Here is a 25414-nt window from a genome sequence, read left to right as displayed (position 1 = left end):
CCCTCCATGCAACGACTGCTCGACGTCCCCGCTCCTGCCAAGCTCAACCTGTTTCTGCACGTGACCGGCCGGCGCGCCGATGGATATCACGAACTGCAGTCGGTGTTTCGCCTGATCGACTGGGCCGACACACTGCACTTCGAGCTGCGCCGCGACGGTCAGCTCTCGCGCGAGGATCTGCACACCACCGACGGGCCCGCGCTGCCCGAGGATGATCTGTGCCTGCGCGCGGCGCGCGCGCTGCGCGCCGCCAGCGGCTGCCCGCTGGGAGCGCACATCGTGCTGGAAAAGCGCATCCCACAACAAGCCGGGCTGGGGGGCGGCTCCAGTGACGCCGCCAGCACGCTGATCGCGCTCGATCGCCTCTGGGGCCTGAACTGGCCACGCCGCGCGTTGATCGAGCTGGGCGCGCGACTGGGCGCCGACGTGCCGTTCTTCCTGGGCGGCCGCAACGCCTGGGTCGAGGGTATCGGTGAGCGCCTGACCCCACTCGAGCTGCCGCCTGCGCGCTACGCCGTGGTCAAGCCGCGCGCCGGCACCCGCACCGCCGCCATTTACCAGGCCCCCGATCTCGAACGCGACACGCCCCGCGCTATAATGCAGGACTTCGTTGACGCCTGCATAGCGGCCCCGGGCCGCCTGTGGGGCGCCAACGTGATGCAACCCGTGGCGGTTCGCCTGTGTCCCGACGTCGGCGCCGCACTCCAGCGACTCGGCCGGCTGGGTTTGTCGGCCCGCATGACCGGTTCGGGGAGCGCGGTTTTTGCCGTGCTCACCAGCGATGCGGACGCCCAGGCCGTCGAGCAGGCCGACTGGCCGGACGGTTGGCAGGTGCAGATCTGCAACGGGTTGTCAGAACATCCGCTGGTCGGGTGGCAAAAAGACGCTATAATATGAGTCTTGTTGCTGCTGACACAGCAACGCTGCATGGGGCGCGCCGCGTCAGCGGTGAGCCTGTGTAGGGGAGTCGCCAAGTTGGTTAAGGCATCGGATTTTGATTCCGACATGCGAGGGTTCGAATCCTTCCTCCCCTGCCAAATCCTTTCCCAGTGCCGGTTACACCATGGAACGCTCGATGTCAGCGCACGCCCCCGATTTCATGCTTTTCACCGGCAATGCCAACCCGGCACTGGCCGCCGAGATCGCCCAATACCTGGGCACCACCTTGGGCAATGCCCACGTGGGCCGCTTCTCGGATGGTGAGGTAACCGTTCAAATCGGCCAAAACGTCCGCGCACGCGACATTTTCATCATCCAGCCCACCTGCCCGCCGACCAACGAGAACCTCATGGAGCTCGTCATCATGGTCGACGCGCTCAAGCGGGCATCGGCCGCTCGTATCTCGGCCGTCATCCCCTACTTCGGCTACGCGCGCCAGGACCGCCGCCCGCGCTCGAGCCGCGTGCCCATCAGCGCCAAGGTAGTGGCCAACATGCTGCAGGTGGTCGGCGTGGAGCGCGTGCTGACGATGGACCTGCACGCCGACCAGATCCAGGGTTTTTTCGACATCCCGGTCGACAACATCTACGCTTCGCCTGTGCTGCTGGGCGACCTGCGGCAAAAGAACTACCCCAACCTGCTGGTCGTCTCGCCCGACGTCGGCGGCGTGGTGCGCGCGCGGGCGCTGGCCAAGCAGCTCGACTGCGACATGGCCATTATCGACAAGCGGCGTCCCAAACCGAACGTGTCGGAGGTCATGCACGTCATCGGTGACATCGAGGGCCGCCACTGCGTCATCATGGACGATATGGTCGACACCGCGGGCACCCTGGTCAAGGCCGCCGAGGTGCTCAAGGAGCGCGGCGCGGCCAAGGTGTTTGCCTACGTCACCCACCCGATTTTGTCCGGCCCGGCGGTCGAGCGCGTGGCGCGTGGCGATGCGCTCGACGAGCTGGTCGTGACCAACTCCATCCCGCTCAGCGATGCGGCGCGCGCCTGCGGCAAGATCCGCGCGCTCACCGTCGCACCACTGATGGCCGAGACCATCGCCCGCATCGCCAGCGGTGACTCGGTCATGGAGTTTCTGGCGGAGATGGAAAACCAGGCCTGACGCCGCGAGGCGTCACCCCGGATGCGGCGCTGACGCGGCATCCGGTCACCCGCCGCCTACGGGGCGGTTTTTTGCAACCGGGGTGCACTGGTCGCGGTCACCCCACGCATGTTTGGAGTCATCGAGATGAAATTCGTCGCTTTCGAGCGCCAACAGCAGGGCACGGGTGCGAGCCGCCGCCTGCGCAACGCCGGCAAGACCCCCGGCATCGTCTATGGTGGTGGCGCCGAGCCACAGGCCATCGAGCTGGACCACAACGCGCTGTGGCAAGCCATCCAGAAGGAAGCCTTCCACACCTCCATCCTCGAGATGGAGCTGGGCGGGCAAACCACCAAGGTCGTGCTGCGCGACGTGCAGTACCACCCCTACAAGCCCCAAGTGCTGCACGTGGACTTCCAGCGCGTGGACGACAATACCCGCCTGCGCAAGAAGGTGCCGCTGCACTTCGTCAACGCCGAGCAGTCGCCCGCGGTCAAGGCCGACAAGTGCCTGATCAACCACGTGCTGACCGAAATCGAAATCGAGTGCCTGGCCACCCAACTGCCCGACTTCATCGAAGTCGACCTGAGCCAGCTGCACAAGGGCCAAAGCCTGCACGCCAGCGACCTCAAGCTGGCCCCGGGCGTCAAGATCGTCACCCACGGCAAGCCCAATCCCACCATTGCCACGGTGGTGGAGCCGGTGGAAGAAGTGGTGACCGCGCCGCAAGCCGCGGCGGCCGACGACAAGAAGGGCAAAAAAGGCAAGAAGTGATGCCCGCGGGCGGCGCGCTCGAGCGCCCCTTGGCCCCACGAACCCGGCACAATGGAGGCCCGCCGCGTGCGGGCCTTTTCACGTCTGGGGTGCTGATGCGCCCCACCCTGCCAAGCACCCATGATCAAGCTGCTGGTCGGCCTGGGCAACCCAGGCCCGGAATACGAAGACACCCGCCACAACGCGGGGTGGTGGTGGATCGACCGCGTCGCGCAGGACCTGCGCGTCACGCTGCACCCCGAGCGCGCGTATTTCGGTCTGGTGGGACGTACCCAATTCGAGGGCCAGCCGCTGTGGCTGCTCAAGCCGACCACGTACATGAACCGATCTGGCCAGGCGGTGGCGGCACTGGCGCGGTTTTTCAAGATCGCGCCGGAACACATCCTCGTCGCACACGACGAGCTGGACCTACCGCCGGGCGACGCCCGGCTCAAGCGCGGCGGCGGCCATGCGGGACACAACGGCCTGCGCGACATCCACGCGCAGCTCGGCAGCGCCGACTACTGGCGGCTGCGGCTGGGCATCGGTCATCCCGGCGTCAAGGCCGAGGTGGTGCACTGGGTGCTGCGCAAACCGCCGCTGGAGCAGCGGCAGGCGATCGACGCCGCCATCGAGCGCGCGGCGCGCGCCCTGCCTTCGTTGCTGGCCGGCGACGTCGCCAAGGCCACCAGCGCCATCCACACCAGCCAGCCCCCGCGCGCCAAGCCACCGCGTCCTTCTGCCGCCGATCAGCGCCCGCCGTCCAGCGATGCGGGCGAGCACGGCGCGGCACCGCGCTGAATCGGCACGCGCCCGGCCCTCAACCCGCGACGCCCGTGGCCTTGGCCGCCTCTGTGGCCGCCTGCAAGCGGCGGTACTTCTGCCACAGCGTCTCGCGGTCTTCCACGAAATCGGGGTGGATAGGGATGCAGCTCACCGGGCACACCTGTACGCACTGCGGCTCATCGAAATGCCCCACGCATTCGGTGCAGCGGCCAGGGTCGATGACGTAGTGTTCCTCGCCCATCGAGATGGCCTGGTTGGGGCACTCGGGCTCGCACACGTCGCAGTTGATGCATTCGTCGGTGATGGTCAGGGCCATGCCACGCTCCTGTCGCCAAATGGCCGACCGTTGGTCAAGATGCCTGGGCTGCGGTGGCCTGCCGCAAGCGCTGCGCGACGATGGGGTTGACCATGCCCGACACCTCTCCACCCAGTTTGGCGATTTCTCTCACGAGAGTACTGGAAATACACTGCACCGGCGGTTGCGGCAGCAAAAACACGGTTTGCACCGTGGGCAAGAGCTTGGCGTTCATGGCCGCCATCTGCGCCTCGTAGTCGAAGTCGGTCAGATTGCGGATGCCGCGCACCACGGCCAGCGCGCCGTGCGCACGGCAAAAGTCCATGATCAGCCCGTCGAACGGCAACACCTGCACGCCGGGGCAGTCGGCGAGGGCCTGCGCTGCCATGGCCAGCCGGTCTTCCAGGGTAAACAAGGTCCGCTTGTGGTGGGCAACCGCCACCGCCACGATCAAGCGGTCGAACAACCCCGCCGCGCGGCGGATGACATCCTCGTGGCCCAAGGTGATGGGGTCGAACGTGCCGCTATAGACGGCAGTGCGCACTGCAGGGATCGCCACTGTCATGGGACGGGATTATCCATCGGTTGCAACAAGTGGGCGTGCACCGCACCCGCGCGCAAGTGGCGGTGCAGCCGCCAGCCGAGCGCCGTCAACTCCGGCTCGCCCCAGGCGCGCGGCGCTTCCAGATACGCCCATCCACCGGGCCGCAGCAGGCGCTGCGCGGCCTGCAGCGCCGCCCTCGTCAGGCGCTCACCCCCGCTGTGTGCGTCGTCGAACGGGGGATCGAGAAACACCACGTCCCATGCCGCCGCGGGCAACCCGGCCAGGACGGCCAAGGCATCGCCACCCACGACGCGCACCGTCTCCGCCCCCAGCCGCTGCACGTTGGCGCGCAAGGCGGCCTGCACGGCCGGCGAGCGCTCGATCAGCACCACCTCGGCAGCGGCGCGTGAAGCGGCCTCCAGCCCCAGCGCGCCGCTGCCGGCAAAGGCATCGATGCAGCGGCAACCGCTCAAGTCCTGCCCCAGCCAATTGAACAGGGTTTCGCGCACGCGGTCCGGGGTCGGGCGCAGCCCAGGCACGTCGCCCACCGGCAGGCGCGAGCGGCGCCAGCGCCCACCAATGATGCGCACCTCGCCCGTGGGCGACGTGCGGCGCGCGCGCCCCGTCACGGCTGCCCTCCCACGACCACGGTCACCATCCGATCCGGGTCGATGACACGGCGCCACGCGCGCATCAGGGTCTCACGGTCGACTGCGGCCACGCGCGCGGTCCAGGTCTCGAGCTCGTCCAACGGCAGGTCCGACCACGCGATCGCGGCCACCTGATCGAGCACCTTGCGGTTGCTGTCCAGCCGCAGCGCAAACCCGTTGATGAGCGCCTCCTTGGCCGCGGCCAGCTCGTCGTCGGTCGGCCCCTCGCGCGTGAAGCGCCGCAGCGATTCGTGCACCAACTGCACCGCCAGCGCGGCCTGCTCGGGCCGGGTCTGCAGCGCCACGGTAAACGCACCGGCGTGCCGCCCGGCCAGAAAGTAGCTGTACACGCCATAGGTCAGCCCGCGCTGCTCCCGGATCTCGCGCATCAGGCGCGAGGTAAAGCCCCCGCCGCCCAGGATGTGGTTGGCCAGCTGCAGCGCCAGAAAATCCGGATCGTTGCGCGCGATACCGGGCGCCCCCACCCAGACCTGCGCCTGCGCCGCGCCCGGGAAGGGCACGGACAGCGTCTGCGCTTGCGCGAGCGGCGCCACCTCCGGCACGGCGGGCAGCGGCGTGCAGCCGTGCGGCGCCAGTCCGCGCAGCAAGCGCTCGCCAATCGCGTCGGCTTGCGCGCGTGTCACCGCCCCCACGACCGTGACGCGCGCGTCGCAGGGGCGGACATGGCGCCGGTAAAAGGCCTGGAGCGCCGCACGGTCGATGGCAGCCCAGGTCTCGGGCGTGGCTTCCCAGCCATACGGGTGTCCCCGATAGACCGCCCGATGGAAGTGCTGACGCGCCACGGTGTCGGGTTGCGTCTGCGCCTCGCGCCACGCCCCGATCAGCCGCTCGCGCTCGCGCGCCCACACGGCGGCGTCGAACGACGGTGCCGCCAACTGCCGCGCCGCCAGCGCCACGGCGCCCTCCAGCAGATCGGGGCGCGTGAGCGTGCGCAGCGACACGCTGAAACGATCGAGGGTCGCCGTCGCGCTCCACTGCGCCCCCAGGTCGGCCCAGGCATCGGACAACGCATTTTCGTCGAGCGCCGGCTGGCCGTCGTGGGCCAGCACCCCGCGGCCCAGCATCAGCGCCGTCGCGGCCGCCAGCCCCGCCTGTCCCGCAGGATCGCGTCGGCTGCCGCCGTCGAACTCCACGCGCACATCGACCATCGGCAACGCGTCGATGCGCACCCAGTATAGGCGCGCGCCATCGGGCCGCACCCAGTGCTCGATGGGCAGCGCCGCCTGTGCCGCAGCCGCCACCAGCCACAGGCAGGCCGCGAGCCACCCACCCCACCTCCGATGCCGCGCGCTCATGACCCTGCCTCCGGCCGCAGCACGCCGACGGTGAGCCGCTCGTCCTGGAAGTAGCGCTGCGCCACCCGGCGCACGTCCTCGGTGCCGACGCGCTGCAAGCGCGCCAACAGTCGCTGGTTGGCATCCACCGGCCAGCCTAACACCCAATGCATGCCCAGCGCGCGCGCTTGCGCGAACATCGAATCGAGCGCGTAGATCTCGCTGGCCATCCACTGCGTCTTGACACGCTGCAGCTCGGCTTCGCTCACCCCGTCGCGCGCGACGCGCGCGATCTCGGCCTTCAACGCGGCTTCCACGGCCTCGATTGGCACCCCCTGCCGCGGCGTGGCGCTCAGCATGAACGACTCCGGCCCGCGCGCGGCCAAGCCATACGATGCGCTCACCGCATCGGCCAGACGCGGGCCACCCTGCCCCTGCACCAGCACGCGCTCCAGCCGCGCGCCCGGATGGCCGTCGAGCACGCCGGCCAGCAACACCAGCGCCAGCGCATCGTTTGCCTCCTCATCGGTCGCATCGGGGTGCGCCAGCCGCGGCACGCGCCAGCCCATCACCAGCGCGGGCTGCGGCGTGCGCGCCTGCCATTCGAAGCGGCGCACGCCGCGCTGCGGCGGCTCGGCGTCGGGCGTGCGTGCCGGCACGGCGCGGGCGGGCCACGTGCCAAACGTCGCCTGCGCCCAGGCAAGCACCTGCGCCACGTCCACGTCGCCCACCACCACCAACGCCGCGTTGCCCGGCACGTACCAGCGCCGGTAGAAGTCACGCACGGTCTCGGGCTGCAACGCCTGCAAGTTGCCCATCCAGCCGATCACCGGCCGCCGGTAGGGATGCGCCACCCAGGCCATGGCGTTGAACTGCTCGTAGAGCTGCGCGCGCGGCTCGTCCTCGATACGCTGGCGGCGTTCTTCCTGCACCACGGCCAGCTCACGCTGGAACGCCTCGTCGGCCCAGGTGTTGTTCATCATCCGGTCGGCCTCCAGCCGCATCGCCTCCGGCAACCGAGGCGCTGGCAGCTGCACGTGATAGGCCGTCATGTCGTGCGAGGTAAAGGCGTTGTCGCGCCCGCCCAGCGCGGCGATGCGGCGTGAATACTCGCCCTCCGGTACCGTCGGCGTGCCCTTGAAGAGCATGTGCTCTAGCACGTGCGCCACGCCGGACTCGTGGTCCTGCTCATCCATCGACCCCACGCGCAGCCACAGCATCTGGACCGCCGTGGGCGCGCGGCGGTCGGGCTGAACGATGACGGTCAGGCCATTGGCCAGGGTCAACACCTGCGCCTGTGGCGCCAAGGACGGCGCGTTGGCAGCCTCCTCGGCCGCCATGGCCGTGATCGGCAGCACCGCGCCACCGACCAGCCACAGCAGCGCCGCGCCCAAGCGCGCGAATCGGCGGCGAATCCTGTCGCCGTCACCGATGCTGAACCGGTACCAGGCCGCAATCATGAGGTGGGGTTTCATAGAATGTCGATCATTCTAGACAGCAAGCTCTTATGTTCCGATTTCTCAAAGAAAAGTTCTTCGGCACGCGCGAGCCCACCGAGGAGCAGTCGCCATCGGACCCTGCGCCCGCGGCCGCGCCGGGGACGGCAGTACCGCCCGTGCCCGAACCCACGACGGCGGTGGCCGCGGCCAGCGCCCCCCCGACGGACAGCACAGACAGCGCCGCCACCCGCCAGGGTTGGCTCGGGCGGCTCGCCGCCGGTCTGCGCAAAACCGGCAGCAGCCTCACCGCGGTCTTCGTCGGGGCTCGCATCGACGATGCGCTGTATGAGGAGCTCGAAGCGGCCCTGCTCATGGCCGACGCCGGCACCCAGGCCACGGCCCACCTGCTCGACGAGCTGAAGCGACGCGTCAAGGCGCAGCGGGCCACCGACGCCCAAGAGGTGCGCGCGCTGCTGGTGGACGTGATCGCCGATTGGCTCGCGCCCCTGCAAAAACCGCTGGCCGTCGGCGCCCAGCCCGAAGGGCCCACCGTGTGGATGGTGGCAGGCGTCAACGGTGCGGGCAAGACGACGACGATCGGCAAGCTCACCTGGCACCTGGCGCAGCACGGCGCCACAGTGCTGTTGGCCGCCGCCGACACCTTTCGCGCCGCTGCGCGCGATCAGCTCGACGTCTGGGCCCGGCGCAACGGCGTCGATATCGTCAGCCAGGAAGGCGGCGATCCAGCCGCGGTGGCATTCGATGCCGTCTCGGCCGGGCGCGCGCGCGGCAAGGATGTGGTCATCGTCGACACCGCGGGCCGCCTGCCGACGCAGTTGCATCTGATGGAGGAGCTGCGCAAGATCAAGCGCGTGGTGGGCAAGGCCGAAGCGGGTGCGCCGCACGAGGTGTTGCTCGTCATCGACGGCAATACTGGCCAAAATGCGCTGGCCCAGGTCAAAGCGTTCGACGCCGCCTTGCAGCTCACGGGGCTGATCGTCACCAAGCTCGACGGTACCGCGAAGGGCGGCGTGCTGGCCGCCATCGCCATGTGGGCGCGCGAACGAGGGCGCGAGCTGCCCGTCTACTTCATCGGCATTGGCGAGAAGCTCGAAGACCTGCAACCTTTCGACGCGCGCGAGTTTGCGCAAGCGCTGCTGGGCTGAACACCCGCGCCGCCCTTGGGGGGTTGGGGTTGTCCCGATAGACGCGCCGCCCCGTCGCGGTAAGCTTGGCGAAGGCTAGCCCACTAGCATTTACCCGAGTTGCTTATATCAGCACGTCGTGATACACATTCGTCCCGATTCGGCACGGTTGCCGCAACACCCCCAGAGGAGCCCCATGACAATGAACGCACTTCGAACCATCTTGGTAGCCAGCGCGCTCGGCGCTGCCACCCTGGCGCATGCCCAGGTCGACCAGGTCAGAGTGTGGGCAGCCGCCTGCGCCAACTGCCATGGCACCGACGGTCGCGCTCAGCCGGGTATGGAAGCCTTGGCGGGCAAAAATGTCGATGACATGACCAAGTCGCTGCTCGACTTCAAGGCTGGCCGCAAGCCCGCCACCATCATGCACCAGATCAGCAAGGGCTACACCGACGACGAGCTGCGCGCCATCGCCGCGTACTTCGCCGCGCAGAAAAAATAACACCTGAGGAGTCACACCATGATGCAACGTCGCCAATTCGTCTCCACCGTCGCGGCCGGCTCGGCGCTGGGCTCCTTGGGTTTGATCTCGGGTTGCGCCACCACCATGGCGGGCGGCTCTGGGCCCCACGTCGTCGTCATCGGCGGCGGCTATGGCGGGGCCACGGCTGCCAAATACACGCGCCTGTTCTCCGAAGGCAAAGTGCGCGTGACGCTCATCGAGCCCAACGCGCAATTCGTCTCTTGCCCGATTTCCAACCTGGTGATCGGCGGCATCAAGCAGATGGCCGACATCACCATCCCCTACGAAAACCTGGAAAAACGCCACGGCGTCAAGATCGTGCGCGATCGTGCCACCGCGATCGACGCCGACAAGCGCTTGGTCAAGCTCGCCGGCGGCGGTGAGATCAGCTATGACCGCCTGATCGTCTCGCCCGGCATCGACTTCATGTGGGAAACCCTGCCCGGCATGAATAAGCCGGGCGCGCAAGACAAAGTGCTGCACGCCTGGAAGGCCGGCCCGCAGACCGTGGCGCTGCGCCAGCAGCTCGAAGCCATGCCGGACGGCGGCGTGTATGCGCTGTCCATCCCACTGGCCCCGTACCGCTGCCCGCCCGGGCCCTACGAGCGCGCCTGTATGGTCGCGCACTACTTCAAGAAGGCCAAGCCCAAGAGCAAAGTCATCATCTTCGACGCCAACGACGACATTCAGTCCAAAAAGGCGCTGTTTCTTAAAGCGTGGGAAGAACACTATAAGGGCATCATCGAATACCGCCCCAAACACCGCGTGGTGGACGTGGACGTGGCCACCAACACTCTCAAGTTCGAGTTCAACGACGACTTCAAAGGCGCGGTGCTCAACGTCGTGCCCAACATGCGCGCGGGCGACATCGCGGTGCAAACCGGCCTGGCCACCGCCAACAAGCGCTGGTGTGAAGTCGACTTCCTGACCTTCGAGTCGGTCGCGGTCAAAAACATTCACGTGCTGGGTGACGCGATCCAGATCGCACCCGCCATGCCCAAGTCCGGTCACATGGCCAACCAGCACGGCAAGACCTGCGCCGCTGCGGTCGTCAGTCTGCTCATGGGCAAAGAGCCGCCCAAGATGCCGCTGTACGCCAACACCTGCTACAGCTTCGTCACCGACGAAGACGTGGTGCACGTGGCCAGCGTGCACCGCTACGACGCCGAGAAAAAGACGATGCTGACGGTGCCGGGCTCGGGCGGCGTCTCGGCGCGTGCCAGCGAGCTCGAGGGCCGCTACGCCCTGGCGTGGGCGCGCAACATCTGGGCGGACACGCTCGCCTGAGCGTCCGGCGCGGCGCCCGACGCCGACACCTCCCGCAGGAGTCGGCGTCGGGTTTTTCCCCTCCGACATATTGGTTTATCAGCACGGACTATAAGACGGTTATGAGAGCTTCCTGCGCAATCCCCTCCCTTCTGGTTCGATCCCTCGTGACCGTCGGGTTGTTGGCCACGGCGGCCATGTCGGCCCACGCACAGGCCGATGAAGCGCGTGCCCGCAAGATCGCCAATGGCACTTGCTTCATGTGTCACGGCGAGAATGGGGAATCGACCAGCGAAATCTTCCCCCGTCTGGCGGGCCAGAACGCGGAATACATCGCCAAACAGCTCAAAGCCTTCAAGACAGGCGAGCGCAAGAGCACCGCGATGGCCGAGATGGTGGCCAAACTCACCGACGACGAGATGCTGGCCCTCGGCCGTTATTACGAAAAACTGCCCGCCGTGCGCGAAAATGTCAAAGACACCGGATTGGCCGCGGTCGGCGCCTACATCTACCAAAACGGCAACAAATTCAGCGGTGTACCCGCCTGTGTGAGCTGCCATGGGCCCGATGGGCACGGTGCCAACAACCTGCCACGGCTGGCAGGACAATTCTCGGGCTATTTGTCAGGTCCCGGACGATTACGTGGTTTGAAGATGAAAAGATCGGGGCGTTGAGCGTACCACTTTTTCAAGGCCTCCAGAGGTGTTATGTGTCCGATTGCCTTCTGGGGTAAATGATGGTTGTACAGCCAAACATAACGGGTCAAGGTAGTCTCGAGGTCCTCGGCGCTGTTGAAGTGATGGGTGGCAAGGACCTCGGCAATACGGCCGTTGAAGCGTTCGACCATGCCATTGGTCTGAGGGTGTCTGGGCTTGGTGAGGCGATGCTCGATGCCAAGGGCCTGGCAGAGCTGATCGAACTCGTGCTTCCCGGACGGTGCGCGCGCGCCTGAGGCGAAGAGGCGATCCGTGAACTCCTTGCCGTTGTCGGTGAGGATGTGCGTGATTCTGACCGGGCAGGTCTTGTGCAAGGCCTTCAGGAAGCTTCTGGCCGCGGCTGCGGTCTTGTTTGGCTTAATCTGGATGAAGACCCAACGGGTGGCGCGGTCAATGGCGACGAAGAGATAACGCCTCTGATGTTCGTCGGGCATCTGCGGCAGGTACTTGACGTCGATGTGCAGGTAGCCCGGCATGTAGGTCTTGAATGGCTTGGAAGCAGGCGCATCCTTGGCTTCACTGGGCAGTTGGGATAGGCCATGGCGCTTGAGCAGACGATACAGCCCAGAACGTGAGGCCCGGGGGTTGATGAACTCCCGTGTGACCACCAGCAGATCGTCAAGGGGTAGCTGGAGGGTCTTGCGCAGCTCCACCACCAAAAGCTCCTGCGCCGGGGTGAGCGTCGTCTGCAAACGATGCGCGGTATGCGGGCGATCTTCCACAAAGTCCCGACGCTTCCAGCGGCGGATGGTGTCTTCGGATACGCCCAACTCGGCTGCCAAGGCCGCAACCGACAAGGACGAGGACTGGATGTAGGCGCGGGTGGCGGGGGTTGTGGTGGCGTTTTTGTGTAGGCGAATAATCATGGTTGAGCGCTCCGGAGGTTGTCGATCAGCTCTCGCATCACTGCGCGACTAACGAAGAGTGCACGACGCGAAGGATCTATGCAATCGTCCGGAACCCTACAGCTATTTGTTCACGCAGCTCAAACAGTTCAACCAGCGACAACGCACCAACGACAATATCGTGATGCATACCGTCGCGGAGAAGATGTCCGAGCTCGAAATGGCCGCGGTCGCGGAGTACCTAAAGTGTAGGGTTCCGGACGATTGCATAGATCCTTCGCGTCGTGCACTCTTCGTTAGTCGCGCAGTGATGCGAGAGCTGATCGACAACCTCCGGAGCGCTCAACCATGATTATTCGCCTACACAAAAACGCCACCACAACCCCCGCCACCCGCGCCTACATCCAGTCCTCGTCCTTGTCGGTTGCGGCCTTGGCAGCCGAGTTGGGCGTATCCGAAGACACCATCCGCCGCTGGAAGCGTCGGGACTTTGTGGAAGATCGCCCGCATACCGCGCATCGTTTGCAGACGACGCTCACCCCGGCGCAGGAGCTTTTGGTGGTGGAGCTGCGCAAGACCCTCCAGCTACCCCTTGACGATCTGCTGGTGGTCACACGGGAGTTCATCAACCCCCGGGCCTCACGTTCTGGGCTGTATCGTCTGCTCAAGCGCCATGGCCTATCCCAACTGCCCAGTGAAGCCAAGGATGCGCCTGCTTCCAAGCCATTCAAGACCTACATGCCGGGCTACCTGCACATCGACGTCAAGTACCTGCCGCAGATGCCCGACGAACATCAGAGGCGTTATCTCTTCGTCGCCATTGACCGCGCCACCCGTTGGGTCTTCATCCAGATTAAGCCAAACAAGACCGCAGCCGCGGCCAGAAGCTTCCTGAAGGCCTTGCACAAGACCTGCCCGGTCAGAATCACGCACATCCTCACCGACAACGGCAAGGAGTTCACGGATCGCCTCTTCGCCTCAGGCGCGCGCGCACCGTCCGGGAAGCACGAGTTCGATCAGCTCTGCCAGGCCCTTGGCATCGAGCATCGCCTCACCAAGCCCAGACACCCTCAGACCAATGGCATGGTCGAACGCTTCAACGGCCGTATTGCCGAGGTCCTTGCCACCCATCACTTCAACAGCGCCGAGGACCTCGAGACTACCTTGACCCGTTATGTTTGGCTGTACAACCATCATTTACCCCAGAAGGCAATCGGACACATAACACCTCTGGAGGCCTTGAAAAAGTGGTACGCTCAACGCCCCGATCTTTTCATCTTCAAACCACGTAATCGTCCGGGACCTGACACCTAAGCACCAAATGAGCCTGGGGCCAAAGGCCCCCCGCTCTTCGAGGCGAGGTCAATCGACGTGCAGGCGCGCGTGGATGCGCCGAGTCAAGCGCCAAACGGCCCATAGCACCAGCGGCATGGCGGCCCCCGCCGTCAACTCGGGATGCAGGGGCACGCCTGCCGACTTCAGCGCTTTCGCCCCGTAGAGCACCAGACTGATCACGTAATACGAGATGGCCGCGATCGACAGCCCTTCGACCGTCGATTGCAAGCGCAACTGCAGTGCCTGCCCGCGGGTCAGCTTTTCCAACAAGACCCGGTTCTGTTCCTCGCGCGCGATATCGACCTGGGTGCGCAACAAGGCGCTGGTACGCGCGATGCGCTCCGACAGCGCGACCAGCCGCTGCTCGGTCGAGACCACGGTTGCAATGGCCGGCGCCAGCCGCCGACGCATGAATTCGCTGATCGTCTGTGTACCGGGGATGGCCTGCTCGCGCAGTTCGGCGATGCGCTGGTTGACGATGTGGTCGTAGGCGCGCGTGGCCGAGAAGCGGTAGCCGTGCTCGGCGATTGCGCGCTCGATGCTGGCCGCCAACCCGACGAGCTCGTCCAGCAAGGCTTGATCGGATGTGGTCTTGGCCTCCATATCAGCCGTCAGGCGAGCCAGCCGCGCCTCGGCTTGCGCAAGCGGGCCCGCCAGCATCTTGGCCACCGGCAGCCCCAACAAGGCCATCATGCGGTAGGTCTCCAGCTCGACCAGCCGCGCCGAGATGCGGCCAGCGCGGGTTTCGCTCGTCTCTGGCGGCGCCAACACGAGCATGCGCTCGAAACCGCTACCCCGCAGCCGAAAATCGGTCACGACGATCGAATGCCCCTCGCGTCCGATGAGGGATGCGACCACGGGCTGATTACCAAACCAGCGGCGCGCCTGCGCGAGCAAGCTCGGCGGATCCGCCAAATCGGCTGTGACCATGGCCAACTGGATGGCGCAGATGGTGCGTCCCGGGATGGCCGCCCACCAGTCGGGCGCCACCTTCAGCGATGGCAACAAAGGGGGATCCGTCGCCTCCAGGCCGGCCTCGGGCGGCAAGGGCTGTACGAGTGAGTAACGGGTAAACTCGGTGTGGCGTTCCCATTTCAGGGTAAAGCTCCCCGGGCAACGCAGACACAGAAAGTGCGCCTGCAGATCGGCCTCGGTCAACCCCTCCTGCCCGGGCAGTCGCCGCAGATGTTGCAGCTCCTGTGCGCGATCCACCCCTTCGTTGAGCACGGCCACATACACCACTAGCGCAGGCAGGCGAATACGCGCGGTCGGCCGCGCGTGCACTTCGTTGTGCAGGGCACGGCGGCGGCTGTCGTCAGGGGGCAAGACGGCGCTGATACCCCCAATGGCATCGTCTGGCGTCATGGGCGCAACCATAGCATAACGCCGGACGGATTCCCGATGAAAAAACCCCGCCGGGTCAGCCAACTGGCGGGGTTTTCGGCACTCAAGGCGCACAGGCGCCCAGCTTCTGGTGAAAGCTGTCCGCTTACGCGCCCAGCTTTTGGTGAAAGCTGTCCGCTTACGCGCCCAGCTTTTCTTTGATACGGGCCGCCTTGCCGGTGCGGCCGCGCAGATAGTAGAGCTTGGCGCGGCGCACGTCGCCGCGGCGCTTGACCTCGATGCTGGCGATCAACGGGCTGTACAGCGGGAAGGTGCGCTCCACGCCTTCACCGTTGGAGATCTTGCGCACGATGAAGCTGGAGTTGAAACCGCGGTTGCGCTTGGCGATGACAACGCCCTCGTAGGCCTGCACGCGCTTTTTGTTGCCTTCGATCACGTTGACGTTGACCACCACGGTGTCACCGGGGGCAAAGTCAGGGATGGTCTTGTTCAGGCGAGCGATTTCTTCCTGCTCGAGGATTTGGATCAGGTTCATGGTCTCATCCACGATCGTGTCTGCGCTGCACACTGCACGAACCAGCGCCCTTGCGCCAGCCCGCCCGGGGTTGCTTTTATTATCAAACACCCGAAGCCAGACAGAGGATCAAAGCTCTCTATTGTAACCCAGTTCGCGCAACAGCTGCTCATCCGACGGCCGCAGCCGACCTTGAGCGCGCGCCTGCGCGAGCAGGTCGGGACGGCGCTGCGCCGTGATCTGGACCCGTTGGGCCCGACGCCAGGCCTCGATCTGTGCATGGTGGCCCGACAGCAACACCGACGGCACGCTCATCGCGCCGCCGGGTCCCTCCCATACCTCCGGCCGGGTGTAGTGCGGGCAGTCGAGCAAACCGTCCAGTGCGGGGTTGAAGCTGTCTTGCTCGGCGCTGGCCTGATCACCCAGCACGCCCGGCTGTAAGCGCGCCACCGCATCGAGCAGCGCCACCGCAGCGATCTCGCCGCCCGAGAGCACGAAGTCCCCGAGGCTGAGCTGCTCGTCCACGCAAGCATCGATGAAGCGCTGGTCCACGCCCTCGTAGCGGCCGCACACCAAAATCGCACCCGGGCCGCCGGGTTGCGCGTAGCGACTCACCACGGTGTGCGACAGGCGCTCGCCCGCCGGCGAAAAGAGCACCGTGGGTACGTCCACCGGCGCCCCCGGTACACGGCAGGCGGCCAGGCCCCGGTCGGCGCGCACGGCTTGCCAGCATCGGTGCAGCGGCTCGGCCAGCATGACCATTCCTGGCCCCCCGCCAAAGGGGCGATCATCCACGCGGCGATATGGCCCCTCGGCAAAGTCGCGCAAGCGCCACAGGCGCACCTGGACCGCCCCGGAGGCAAAGGCGCGGCGCGTCACCCCCACCGTCAAGTACGGTTCGATCAGTTCGGGAAACAGCGTGATGACGTCGAAACGCATGGCAGCGACACGTCGGTCGGGACGGGTCAGTAATCAGGCTGCCAGTCGACGGTGATGCGGCGCGCCGCCAAATCGACCGTGTCCACGTAGGCGGCGACGAACGGGATCATGCGCTCGACGGCGGCATCGCCGCTGCCGTCGCGCAAGCACAGCACCGCGTGCGGGCCAGTGGACAACAGATCCTCGACCACGCCCAGCATCACGCCTTCACGGTTGACGACCTGCAGTCCGATCAGATCGACCCAGTAGTATTCGTCCGCGTCGGTGGTGGGGGGAAAGTCAGCGCGGGAAATGAAAATGCGCGCGCCACGCAGGGATTGCGCCGCCTCGCGGTCGGACACGCCGTCGAAGCGCACGACCACGCCGTCGCCGTGCCAGCGTGCCTCGGCTACGGTGACGGCGACGGTACCGGCGAAGGCATCGAACGGGCGCACGCGCGCCCCAGCGCGCGGAGCTGGGGGCTGCAAATACCAGTGACGCGCGTGCAGCAGTGTGTCGCCACCGCGGCTGATCGCGTGCACGTGCGACCAGCCGTGCAACCCCCACGGCTCCTGGATGTGGCCAATCTCGACCGCATCAGCGGGCAGCTCGGCCACCTGCCAGGGCAGGGCTTCGGCCATGGGGATGGGCCGCCTCAAGCGGCGGCAGCTTCGGCCGGGACGACCTTGGGCGCCTGCTTGAGCAGACGGGCCACCGTGTCGGACGGCTGGGCGCCGACGCCCAGCCAGTAGGTCAGGCGGTCTTGCGCGATGTTGAGCGGCACGTCGTTGCCGCGCGCGATCGGGTTGTAAAAACCAATGCGCTCGATGAAGCGGCCATCGCGACGGCAGCGCTTGTCGGCGACGACGATGTGGTAGAACGGGCGGGCCTTCGAGCCGCCACGGGCGAGTCGGATCACGACCATGGGTTATCCTTGCAAACAGGTTCGACGAGACGGTGGAAAGGCAACGCCTGAGACACGGACGACTGGCCACCCGGCCAGCGAAACGTTGCAAACCTGCCATTATACCCCGCATGCTGTGAAACCCACCCTGATCCGCCCCAGTCGCGATGACGACCTGAACGCCATCGCACACATTTACGCCTACCACGTCCGGCACGGCACCGGCACGTTCGAGACCGAGCCCCCCAGCGTGGCCGACATGGCGGCGCGCCGCGCCGACGTGCTGGCCAAGGGACTGCCCTGGCTGGTGATCGAGGTCGACGGCGAAGTGGCGGGGTTCGCTTATGGCAACTGGTTCAAACCCCGCGCGGCTTACCGCTATTCGGTGGAGGATTCGATCTACCTGGCGCCACAGGTAGCCGGCCGCGGGCTGGGTCGGGCGCTACTGGCCGAGCTGCTCGCGCAGCTCGAGGCGCGCGGCATCCGCAAGGTCATCGCGGTGATTGGCGACTCGGCCAACGCGGGCTCGATCGGCCTGCACACGGCGCTCGGCTTCGAGCGCGTGGGCGTGGTGCGCTCGTGCGGCTGGAAGTTCGACCGTTGGCTCGACATCGTGTTGATGGAAAAAACCCTGGGGCCTGGCGACCAGACACCGCCAGCACCACAATAACGGCATGCGACACCCCCGCAACAAAACCATCGCCGCGTGGCTGGCCTTCATCGGCGGCGGCCTGGGCTGGCACCGTTTTTACCTGTACGGCTTGAGCGACGTGTGGGGTTGGGTCCACGCCATCCCGACCGCCCTCGGTTTTTGGGGGGTGGACCGGGTGCTGTCCTACGGGCAAGACGACAAGCTGTCGTGGGTGCTGCTGCCATTTTTGGGGTTGGGGCTGGTCGCGGCGTGCTTGTCGGCCATCGTGTATGCCTTGCAGCCGCCCGAACGCTGGAACACACGGCACAACCCAGAACTGCCGGCCGATGCGGGGCCGGGTGCCACGAATTGGCTCACGATCGTGGCCGTGGTGCTGTCGCTCATGCTGGGCGCGACGGCGTTGATGGCCGGGCTGGCATTCAGCTTTCAGCGCTACTTCGAATACCAGATCGAAGAGGGCTTGCGCATCAGCCAGTGAAGCGCGCAAGTAACAGCATCCAGGCGCTCAGCGTCAGCACGCCAGCAGCGGTCGACAGCCCTGTGGCCGCGGTGATTTCGGCCTGCGCCACGCGGTAGCGCTGCGCGAACAAAAAGACGTTCGCCCCGACGGGCACCCCTGCAGCCACGACCAGTACGGCAAGCGGCAAACCGCGCACGCTCCACAGCCAGGCGCTCGCGCCGACCAACACCGGCAGCACCAGGTTTTTGGCCACCGTCACCGACACCGCGTCGCGCCAGTGTGCGCGCCATGGCGTATAGGCCAAACTGATGCCCACCAGCACCAGCGCCAGCGGGCCGAACGCCTGCCCCAACAGGTGCAACGGCTTGTCCACCACGGTGGGCAGGGCGATGCCGGTCTGCCCCCACAGCAGCCCGCAAGCGATGGGCAGCGGGATGGGGTGGATGACCGAGCCGCGCACCGCCGACCACGCAGCGCGCCACAAGCGCACGCCCGGCTCGCCCCCGGGGCTGGTGCGCCCCTCGGCCAGCTCCAACGCCACCGACGCCACCGTCAGCAGGATCAGCGCATGCACCGCAATCAGCGTCAACAGCGTGACCACGCCGGGCTGTCCGTAAGCCAGGGTGATGAGCGCGATGCCGATCATCACCAGATTGGAAAACGTGCCCCCCAACGCGAGCACGATACCACGCGCGTGCCAGCCGCGCCACGCCATTTGCAGCAGCAGCCACGGCAGCGCGGCGCTGAAGTAGGCGGCGATGGGCCGCCAGTCCAGCGCCTCCAGCCGCACCTGGCTCATGGTGCGAAACAGCAGCGCCGGAATCAGCAGCAGAAAGACCAGGTTCGACAGATCCTTGACGGCTGTGGCCGCCACCCAGCCACGGCGCCCGGCCAACACCCCCGCACCGATGAGCAGAAACACCGGCGCGAGCGACTGGAAGACGGGATGGTCGGCAACGCTCACGCCCGGCAGTGTAACGGGGCGAAGCGCCATCGCGCTGGCACCTGGGCGACCCCGGGGACTCAGCCCGTGCCGGGCTTGAGGTAGGACGCAAACGCACGCCGCAGCTTGGCCACCTTTGGCGCGGCCACCGCCAGGCAGTAGCCATGATGGGGGTGGCGCGCAAAAAAGTCCTGGTGGTAGTCCTCGGCGGGCCAGTAGTGGCGCAACGGCTCGACCTCGGTCACGATGGGGGCATCGAACACGCCCTCGGCCTGCAGTTCGTCGATGAGTGCGCGCGCCACCGCGGCCTGCTCGGGCGTGGTCCAGTAGATGCCGCTGCGGTATTGCGTGCCCACGTCGGCCCCCTGGCGGTTGGGCGTGGTGGGGTCGTGGATCGCGAAGAAGATGGTCAACAGCTCGCGCACGCCGATCACCGCCGGGTCGTAGACGAGCCGGACGACCTCGGCGCAGCCGGTGCGGCCGCTGCACACGTCCTCATACGTCGGGCGCGCGGCCTGCCCGTTGCTGTAGCCGGACTCGACGTCGAGCACGCCGCGCACGCGGTCGAACACCGCCTCGGTGCACCAAAAGCAGCCGCCCGCCAACACCAGGGTTTCAGTCGTCATGGTCCGAATTCTGCTACGGTCACGACACCATGATGCTGTCTCTGGATTTTCTGGCATTGCCGCTGTTGACCGCGTCGGCGCTGCTGCTGCTGAGCCTGGTGGCAGGCCTGTTCTCGGCGCGACTGGGCTTTTCGTTCCTGCTGGTGTTTTTAGTCGCGGGCATGCTGCTTGGCGAAGATGGCCCTGGCGGCGTGGTGTTCGAGGATTTTCGGCTGGCCTTCTGGGTCGGCAATGTGGCCCTGGCGGTGATCCTGCTCGACGGCGGACTGCGCACACGCTATGCCACTTTCCGCACTGGCCTGCAGCCCTCGCTGATGCTGGCCACGGTGGGGGTCGCGGTGAGTGCGGCGCTCACCGGAGTGGGTGCATGGCTGCTGATGGACCTGAACTGGCGGCTCGCGCTTCTGCTCGGCGCCATCGTCGGCTCCACGGACGCCGCCGCCGTTTTCTCGCTGTTGCAGACGTCGGGCGTGCGGCTCAACGAACGTGTCGCCTCGACGCTGGAAATCGAATCGGGCCTGAACGACCCGATGGCCGTGTTTTTGACCCTGGCGCTGACCGGACTGGCCATGACGCCGGGGCCGCTATCGCTGACGGCGGGATGGGAGCCGCTGCTGTCGCTGTTACAGCAGTTCGGCTGGGGGCTGGTGATCGGTGGCGGACTGGGCTGGGCACTGGCTGAAGGTCTGCATCTGCTCGCACGGTTGACCCGACCGGCCAGCGGAGTGCGGGCGCTGCTGCTGCTGTCGGCAGGATTGGCGGTGTTCGCGTTCACGACCTGGATCGGCGGCTCGGGGTTTCTTGCCGTGTACATCTTCGGGCTGGTGGTCGGCAACCGCGCCCGCGGCTCGGTTGCCCCGGCGCTGCAAGCGATGGACGGATACGCCTGGATGGCCCAGGCAGGCATGTTCCTGCTGCTGGGGCTGCTGGTGACCCCCACCGAGGCGCTGCGCACGCTGCTGCCGGCGCTGGGAGTGGCCGCGGTGTTGATGCTGCTGGCCCGCCCCGTGGCGGTCTGGCTGTGCCTGCGGCCGTTTCACTTTCCGCCGCATGAGATCGGGTTCATCGCCTGGGTCGGCCTGCGCGGTGCGGTGCCGATCGTGCTGGCAGTGTTTCCGGTGATGGCGGGCGTCGAGGGTGCCACGACATTCTTCAACATCGCGTTCGTCGTGGTGCTCGCGTCGCTGCTGCTGCAAGGCACTACCCTACCCTGGGCAGCGCGACGCACGGGCGTCGCGCTGCCCGACCGCGACGATCCGGTCGCCGCGCGACAGGTGTACGGCGACTTCGAGGTACCGGCCGACACCCCCATGGCGTCGCTGTGCCAGTTCTACGGCTGGCCCCCGATCGAGGACGAGCAGCTCACCGTAGGCGAGTGGTTTCACCGTGTGTGCCAACACCGGCCGGTCGAGGGCGATCAACTGCGCTGGGGGCCGGCCGAACTGAGCGTTCGCCGCGTGCACGAGGGGGCGATCGAGCGGGTGGGCATCCGCATCGAGGAAGAGGGCGACGGATCCGCGCAGGCGGCGCCACGGCGGTCATGACGGCCAGCGCATCGCCCACGAACCGCGCGTGCCAGGGATGCCGCCGATCCCGTGCTTGTCGACCACCAGGCGCTCGTGCCAATCCAGGCGCTGCGCGCGGCACCGGCGGGCATGGGGATAGCCTGAGCCCGTCGGGCAAGTCGTCAGTGGCGGGAGCGGTCATGTCAAGGCTGGCGGATGTGCTGCCGCTCGATCAGCGCATGCACGCGATCGTACTCTGCCGCCACCCTGCGCGCCAGCGCGGCGGGGGTGGAGCCTCGGGCGACCCACCCCAGCGACTGCAACCGCTGCTGCAGAGCCGGCTGGCGCAATACCTGCCGCACTCGCTGGGCCAGGTAGAGCGCCTGCTCCGGCGTCAACGAGCGCGGGCCCGCCAAGGCATACCAGTGTTCAAAGGCAAACCCCGTCACCCCCAATTGCGCCAGCGGCGGCACACGTGGCAGCAGCGCGCTGGGGGTTGCCGATGTGACCCCGATCACCGGCAGTTTGCCGACGCGCCAGTATGGCAGCACCAGCGACGGCGGCAGCAGCGCCAACTGCACATCGGCCTGCAGCAGCGCATTGACGACCTGGGCATTACCTGGATAGGGTACATGGGCCACCTGCCAGTCCGCCGCCGCCTTGAGCAACTCCATGCCCAAATGGAATGGCGACCCCACTCCCGGACTGCCGTAATACCAAGCAACGCCCGCGCGCTGGATCGCGCGCACCGCGGCGGCGGCCCGTAACTCCAAGCGCGGCGCGACACACAACGCCAGCGGCGCCGTGGCAACCAGGGTCACCGGCTGCAGGTCGACAAGGGGATCGTAGCCCACGGCCGGGTTCAGATCCCGCGCCACGGTCAGATGCACCCACGACAGCAATCCCACCGTGTGATCGTCGCTCGCGCGGGCCACGACCGACGCGGCCAACGCACCCGCCGCGCCCGGACGGTTATCGATCTCGATGGGCTGACCCAACGCCTCGGATAGGGGCGCTTCCAGTGCCCGCGCCAGTTCGTCTGCGGACGACCCCGGCGGAAAGCCCACCACCAGCCGCAATGGGCGTGTGGGCCACGCAATCGCCGGCGGGATGGGGTTGGCCCGCCCATGCACGGCCCAGACACCCGCGGCAGCCGACACGGCCGCCCGCAACAGCCAGCGGCGCAACCGAATCGGCGCTTCCTGCATCCCGCCCCATGCGGCGGCGCCGTCATCATGCCAAACGCTGCGCCTTTCACGCACGGATGACGGCCTCCGCCAGTGGATCCGGTGCCCCACCATACAACCACGGCTGGTCGAGCGCCCGCTCGCCAAGCAACGCCAGGGCCGCATCGCGTGCCCAACGCAGGGCCCCGCGGGCGTGGAAGACCGTCCCATTGCGCCGCGAGCGGGCTTGCACGCGGGCGTTGCGCGCCCAGCGCCCCTGCGCCCAGCGAGCCAGCAAGACGGGCCAGTCCGCGACCGCCGTGCGGGACTGTGCCGCCAACAGCCGCCCCAGCGCCCACGCGTCTTCCAGTGCCATCGCCGCACCCTGGGCCAGATAGGGCCGCGTCGGATGCGCGGCGTCGCCCAGCAGCGCCACCCGTCCCTGGGCATGCTCGTGCGGCCCCCGCATTGGCGCGCGCACGTGCAGCGGCCACAGGCGCCAGCCGGGCACCGCCCTCAACACAGCGTCCAAATCTTCGTGCGTGCGGCCCACACGCTGGCGCAGCTCGGCCACGCGCGCTTCGTGGTCCCAGCCTTCGACGTCGGCCGGGGGCAACGGGCCTTCGACCACCACCACGACATTGAGCCACTCACCGGCGCGCACGGGGTAGTGCACGGCATGCATGCAGGCCCCAAGCCAGGCCACGACTTGCGGTGTGCGCAAGGCGGCCGGCAAATCCTCCCGGCGCACCATACCTCGGTAGGCCAGATGGCCGCTGAACGCCGCGCGGCCATCGCCCAGCAGCCGGGTGCGAATGGCGCTCCACACCCCATCCGCCGCCAGCAGGGCGTCGGCATGCCAGCGGGCACCGCTGGCGGTGGTGATCGCCACCCCGTCGGAGTCCGTCTGGTGACCGATGACGGCCTGCCCCGTGTGCAACGCCACCGTGGTCGTCTCCAGCAGGGCCTGCAGCAGCAGCCGGTGCAAGTCGGCGCGGTGGATGGTCGCATAGGGCGCGCCATAACGCTGCCGCATCGCTTCACCCAAGGCCAAACGGCCCAGCACCCGGCCATCGACGGCCGCGCGCACGCGCAGCTCGGAGGGAAACGCCGCCACCGCCTCCAGCGGCTGCTGCAAACCCCAGTCGTGCAACACGCGCACGGCGTTGGGGCCGAGTTGGATGCCCGCCCCCACCTCGGAAAACTCTGGCGCCCGTTCGAACAAGTCGATCGACATCTCGGGCCGCGCGCGCGCGCATGCCAAGGCCGCGCCCAGCCCGGCCATACCCCCCCCGACGATGACGACCCGCTCCTGCACGCGCCGCCCCGAACTCAGCGCAGTGTCGGCCAGGCCGAACGCGCGATGCGCCACGCCCCCTCGACCGCGCCGGTCCCGAACCGCCGCGCGAGCCGCTGCGCAATGCTCTCGCGCTGGGTATAGTCGACGATCTCTTCGGCCTGCACGACCTCGCGTGCCACATAGTCCAAATTACCCAGATCGTCAGCCAGACCCAGCTCACGCGCGCGCTGCCCCGTCCAGACCAGGCCGCTGAACATCTCGGGTATTTCTTTCAGGCGATCACCGCGCCCCTTGCGCACCACCTCGATGAACTGCTGGTGGATGTCGTCGAGCATTTGCTGCGCGTGCGCGCGGTGGCGCTCCGTCTGGGGGCTAAAAGGGTCGAGAAACCCTTTGTTCTCGCCTGCGGTCAGCAGGCGCCGCTCCACGCCCAGCTTGTCCATCAGCCCGGTAAACCCAAACCCGTCCATCAGCACGCCGATGCTGCCCACCAGACTGGCCTTGTCCACATAGATGCGGTCAGCAGCCACGGCGATGTAGTAGGCCGCCGAGGCGCAGGTCTCTTCGACCACGGCGTAGACGGGCTTGCCGTGCTTTTCCTTCAGGCGCCAGATCTCGTCGTTGATGATGCCCGCCTGCACCGGGCTGCCGCCGGGTGAGTCGATCAACAGCACCACGGCCTTGGCCCCCGGGTCTTCGAACGCAGAACGCAGCGCCGCGACGATATTGGCGGCATTGGTTTCCGACTCCGCACTAATGGCGCCACGCACCTCGATCATCGCCGTGTGCGGGGCAGCAGTGGGCGGCGACGGCACGACGTCGCGGTACAGTAACCAAACCACGACGCCCGCCAGCAGCAGCCAGACCGAACGCCAAAAATTGCGCCAGCGGCGCGCAGCACGCTGCTCTTGCAGCGTCGCAAGTGCCAGCTTCTCGATCACCGCCCGCTCCCAGCCAGGCGCATCGGGCGCGGCCGGCGTCGTGGCCGGCGGTGGCGGCGCAGTGGTGTCGGCGGGCGGTGGGGTCTCGGTAGATGCCATGGTGGGGGTTCAAAAAACGACCGGTTGAAGATCGTATTATGACTGCCAAAACACCACCCCGTCGCGTTCCTGGACGCGAATCGACACCAGCGGCCCGCGCCCAGGGCCACCGACGCAGCGCCCGGTGCGCGGATCGAACAGCGCCCCGTGCGCACCACACACCAGATACTGGCGCGTGAGGTCGAAGAAGCGGTTGGGCATCCAGTCCATCTCCATGGCAACGTGGCTGCAGCGGTTGAGGTAGGCGTACACCCGACCCTGGAAGCGGATCGCAAACGCGCGGCAGGTCTGCCCGCGATAGCGGACGTCGAACGGCACCGCATCGCCGCCGTCGATCAAATCGGCCGAGTAGCACAGCGCATGCCACGGCATGGCCGCCGCATCCTTGTCTTCCGACGCCTCCATGTCACCCCGCTCCTCT

The 25414-nt window shown here is 67.1% G+C and carries 29 protein-coding genes and 1 tRNA gene; 13 read left to right on the top strand and 17 right to left on the bottom strand.

Annotated features, from left to right (window positions below; translation table 11 throughout):
* The first annotated feature begins 6 nt into the window (after nucleotides 1-6).
* The 5 genes from ispE (at nucleotide 7) to pth (ending at nucleotide 3583) form a co-directional block, all read left to right on the top strand.
* Nucleotides 7-897: a 4-(cytidine 5'-diphospho)-2-C-methyl-D-erythritol kinase gene (gene ispE / locus ACPYIS_RS08095; RefSeq protein ID WP_299020389.1), complete on the top strand. Its 891-nt coding sequence runs from the start codon at nucleotides 7-9 to the stop codon at nucleotides 895-897.
* Nucleotides 898-960: 63 nt separating this feature from the next.
* Nucleotides 961-1037, top strand: a tRNA-Gln gene (locus ACPYIS_RS08090).
* A gap of 38 nt (nucleotides 1038-1075) precedes the next feature.
* Nucleotides 1076-2050, top strand: coding sequence for a ribose-phosphate pyrophosphokinase (locus ACPYIS_RS08085; RefSeq protein WP_299020387.1), 975 nt, complete (start codon nucleotides 1076-1078; stop codon nucleotides 2048-2050).
* A 126-nt stretch (nucleotides 2051-2176) separates the two neighbouring features.
* Nucleotides 2177-2803 (top strand): 50S ribosomal protein L25/general stress protein Ctc, encoded by a 627-nt coding sequence (locus ACPYIS_RS08080; protein WP_299020384.1) that lies wholly within the window; start codon nucleotides 2177-2179, stop codon nucleotides 2801-2803.
* A gap of 120 nt (nucleotides 2804-2923) precedes the next feature.
* Nucleotides 2924-3583, top strand: coding sequence for an aminoacyl-tRNA hydrolase (gene pth / locus ACPYIS_RS08075; RefSeq protein WP_424894760.1), 660 nt, complete (start codon nucleotides 2924-2926; stop codon nucleotides 3581-3583).
* Between the two features lie 19 nt (nucleotides 3584-3602).
* Here pth and ACPYIS_RS08070 read toward each other — a convergent pair whose 3' ends face one another.
* Genes ACPYIS_RS08070 through ACPYIS_RS08050 form a run of 5 tightly spaced genes read right to left on the bottom strand, consistent with a single transcriptional unit; the run spans nucleotide 3603 to nucleotide 7827 of the window.
* On the bottom strand, nucleotides 3603-3884 hold the full coding sequence (locus ACPYIS_RS08070; protein WP_424894761.1) for a YfhL family 4Fe-4S dicluster ferredoxin: 282 nt from the start codon (nucleotides 3882-3884) through the stop codon (nucleotides 3603-3605).
* A 34-nt stretch (nucleotides 3885-3918) separates the two neighbouring features.
* Entirely contained in the window at nucleotides 3919-4428 is a 510-nt protein-coding gene (gene coaD / locus ACPYIS_RS08065) for a pantetheine-phosphate adenylyltransferase (RefSeq protein ID WP_299020375.1), read from the bottom strand.
* Nucleotides 4425-5036 carry a 16S rRNA (guanine(966)-N(2))-methyltransferase RsmD gene (gene rsmD / locus ACPYIS_RS08060; protein WP_424894762.1) on the bottom strand — a complete coding sequence of 204 codons (612 nt, stop codon included), beginning with the start codon at nucleotides 5034-5036 and terminating at the stop codon, nucleotides 4425-4427. The genes coaD and rsmD overlap by 4 nt, the downstream gene beginning before the upstream one ends.
* Nucleotides 5033-6373: a M16 family metallopeptidase gene (locus ACPYIS_RS08055; RefSeq protein ID WP_424894763.1), complete on the bottom strand. Its 1341-nt coding sequence runs from the start codon at nucleotides 6371-6373 to the stop codon at nucleotides 5033-5035. Before ACPYIS_RS08055 ends, rsmD begins: the two co-directional genes overlap by 4 nt.
* The gene (locus ACPYIS_RS08050) at nucleotides 6370-7827 is read right to left on the bottom strand and encodes a M16 family metallopeptidase (protein ID WP_424894764.1); all 1458 of its coding nucleotides are present in this window, start codon (nucleotides 7825-7827) and stop codon (nucleotides 6370-6372) included. The genes ACPYIS_RS08055 and ACPYIS_RS08050 overlap by 4 nt, the downstream gene beginning before the upstream one ends.
* Before the next feature lie 32 nt (nucleotides 7828-7859).
* Between ACPYIS_RS08050 and ftsY the strand changes: the two genes are divergently transcribed.
* From ftsY to ACPYIS_RS08030, 4 genes are all read left to right on the top strand, one after another.
* Nucleotides 7860-8957, top strand: coding sequence for a signal recognition particle-docking protein FtsY (gene ftsY / locus ACPYIS_RS08045; RefSeq protein ID WP_424894765.1), 1098 nt, complete (start codon nucleotides 7860-7862; stop codon nucleotides 8955-8957).
* 181 nt (nucleotides 8958-9138) lie between these two features.
* Entirely contained in the window at nucleotides 9139-9438 is a 300-nt protein-coding gene (locus ACPYIS_RS08040) for a c-type cytochrome (protein WP_424894766.1), read from the top strand.
* 21 nt (nucleotides 9439-9459) lie between these two features.
* Entirely contained in the window at nucleotides 9460-10746 is a 1287-nt protein-coding gene (locus tag ACPYIS_RS08035) for an FCSD flavin-binding domain-containing protein (protein ID WP_424895257.1), read from the top strand.
* Nucleotides 10747-10892: 146 nt separating this feature from the next.
* Nucleotides 10893-11399, top strand: a complete 507-nt coding sequence (locus ACPYIS_RS08030) for a c-type cytochrome (protein WP_424894767.1) — start codon at nucleotides 10893-10895, stop codon at nucleotides 11397-11399.
* On the opposite strand, the gene ACPYIS_RS08025 is transcribed toward ACPYIS_RS08030, so the two are convergent.
* The gene (locus tag ACPYIS_RS08025; protein WP_424894768.1) at nucleotides 11342-12307 is read right to left on the bottom strand and encodes an IS481 family transposase; all 966 of its coding nucleotides are present in this window, start codon (nucleotides 12305-12307) and stop codon (nucleotides 11342-11344) included. The two genes, ACPYIS_RS08030 and ACPYIS_RS08025, sit on opposite strands and share 58 nt — an antisense overlap.
* Nucleotides 12308-12634: 327 nt before the next feature.
* Between ACPYIS_RS08025 and ACPYIS_RS08020 the strand changes: the two genes are divergently transcribed.
* On the top strand, nucleotides 12635-13600 hold the full coding sequence (locus ACPYIS_RS08020; protein WP_424859251.1) for an IS481 family transposase: 966 nt from the start codon (nucleotides 12635-12637) through the stop codon (nucleotides 13598-13600).
* A 48-nt stretch (nucleotides 13601-13648) separates the two neighbouring features.
* Here ACPYIS_RS08020 and ACPYIS_RS08015 read toward each other — a convergent pair whose 3' ends face one another.
* From ACPYIS_RS08015 to rpsP, 5 genes are all read right to left on the bottom strand, one after another.
* Entirely contained in the window at nucleotides 13649-14986 is a 1338-nt protein-coding gene (locus ACPYIS_RS08015) for a DUF3422 family protein (protein ID WP_424894770.1), read from the bottom strand.
* A gap of 157 nt (nucleotides 14987-15143) precedes the next feature.
* Complete coding sequence (gene rplS, locus ACPYIS_RS08010; RefSeq protein WP_299020354.1) at nucleotides 15144-15500, bottom strand: 50S ribosomal protein L19; 357 nt, start codon at nucleotides 15498-15500, stop codon at nucleotides 15144-15146.
* A 108-nt stretch (nucleotides 15501-15608) separates the two neighbouring features.
* Entirely contained in the window at nucleotides 15609-16418 is an 810-nt protein-coding gene (gene trmD, locus ACPYIS_RS08005) for a tRNA (guanosine(37)-N1)-methyltransferase TrmD (RefSeq protein WP_424859591.1), read from the bottom strand.
* 26 nt (nucleotides 16419-16444) lie between these two features.
* The gene (gene rimM / locus ACPYIS_RS08000; RefSeq protein WP_424859592.1) at nucleotides 16445-17038 is read right to left on the bottom strand and encodes a ribosome maturation factor RimM; all 594 of its coding nucleotides are present in this window, start codon (nucleotides 17036-17038) and stop codon (nucleotides 16445-16447) included.
* A gap of 14 nt (nucleotides 17039-17052) precedes the next feature.
* Nucleotides 17053-17322, bottom strand: a complete 270-nt coding sequence (gene rpsP, locus ACPYIS_RS07995) for a 30S ribosomal protein S16 (RefSeq protein ID WP_299020346.1) — start codon at nucleotides 17320-17322, stop codon at nucleotides 17053-17055.
* Between the two features lie 115 nt (nucleotides 17323-17437).
* Between rpsP and ACPYIS_RS07990 the strand changes: the two genes are divergently transcribed.
* Both ACPYIS_RS07990 and ACPYIS_RS07985 read left to right on the top strand, forming a co-directional pair.
* A complete protein-coding gene (locus tag ACPYIS_RS07990) occupies nucleotides 17438-17971 on the top strand; it encodes an N-acetyltransferase family protein (RefSeq protein WP_424859593.1) in 534 nt (177 codons plus the stop codon).
* Between the two features lie 4 nt (nucleotides 17972-17975).
* On the top strand, nucleotides 17976-18431 hold the full coding sequence (locus ACPYIS_RS07985) for a hypothetical protein (protein WP_299020342.1): 456 nt from the start codon (nucleotides 17976-17978) through the stop codon (nucleotides 18429-18431).
* On the opposite strand, the gene ACPYIS_RS07980 is transcribed toward ACPYIS_RS07985, so the two are convergent.
* Both ACPYIS_RS07980 and msrA read right to left on the bottom strand, forming a co-directional pair.
* Nucleotides 18421-19407 (bottom strand): AEC family transporter, encoded by a 987-nt coding sequence (locus ACPYIS_RS07980; protein ID WP_424859594.1) that lies wholly within the window; start codon nucleotides 19405-19407, stop codon nucleotides 18421-18423. The two genes, ACPYIS_RS07985 and ACPYIS_RS07980, sit on opposite strands and share 11 nt — an antisense overlap.
* 29 nt (nucleotides 19408-19436) lie before the next feature.
* Complete coding sequence (msrA, locus tag ACPYIS_RS07975) at nucleotides 19437-19982, bottom strand: peptide-methionine (S)-S-oxide reductase MsrA (protein ID WP_299020337.1); 546 nt, start codon at nucleotides 19980-19982, stop codon at nucleotides 19437-19439.
* Between the two features lie 29 nt (nucleotides 19983-20011).
* On the opposite strand from msrA, the gene ACPYIS_RS07970 reads away from it, so the two are divergent.
* The gene (locus ACPYIS_RS07970; RefSeq protein ID WP_424859595.1) at nucleotides 20012-21526 is read left to right on the top strand and encodes a potassium/proton antiporter; all 1515 of its coding nucleotides are present in this window, start codon (nucleotides 20012-20014) and stop codon (nucleotides 21524-21526) included.
* A 164-nt stretch (nucleotides 21527-21690) separates the two neighbouring features.
* On the opposite strand, the gene ACPYIS_RS07965 is transcribed toward ACPYIS_RS07970, so the two are convergent.
* From ACPYIS_RS07965 to ACPYIS_RS07950, 4 genes are read right to left on the bottom strand one after another with little or no spacing between them, the layout of a single operon-like run.
* Nucleotides 21691-22695, bottom strand: a complete 1005-nt coding sequence (locus ACPYIS_RS07965) for a Bug family tripartite tricarboxylate transporter substrate binding protein (RefSeq protein WP_424859596.1) — start codon at nucleotides 22693-22695, stop codon at nucleotides 21691-21693.
* Between the two features lie 46 nt (nucleotides 22696-22741).
* The gene (locus ACPYIS_RS07960) at nucleotides 22742-23971 is read right to left on the bottom strand and encodes an FAD-dependent monooxygenase (RefSeq protein WP_424860129.1); all 1230 of its coding nucleotides are present in this window, start codon (nucleotides 23969-23971) and stop codon (nucleotides 22742-22744) included.
* Nucleotides 23972-23985: 14 nt separating this feature from the next.
* A complete protein-coding gene (locus ACPYIS_RS07955) occupies nucleotides 23986-24993 on the bottom strand; it encodes a S49 family peptidase (RefSeq protein WP_424859597.1) in 1008 nt (335 codons plus the stop codon).
* 36 nt (nucleotides 24994-25029) lie between these two features.
* On the bottom strand, nucleotides 25030-25398 hold the full coding sequence (locus ACPYIS_RS07950) for a Rieske (2Fe-2S) protein (protein ID WP_424859598.1): 369 nt from the start codon (nucleotides 25396-25398) through the stop codon (nucleotides 25030-25032).
* Between the last annotated feature and the right edge of the window lie 16 nt (nucleotides 25399-25414).

It is taken from the genome of Tepidimonas sp. HKU78, assembly GCF_049860815.1.
Taxonomy (GTDB): domain Bacteria; phylum Pseudomonadota; class Gammaproteobacteria; order Burkholderiales; family Burkholderiaceae_C; genus Tepidimonas.
Note: the sequence above shows the minus strand (reverse complement) of the source record. Positions and strands in the feature narration are given on the sequence as shown.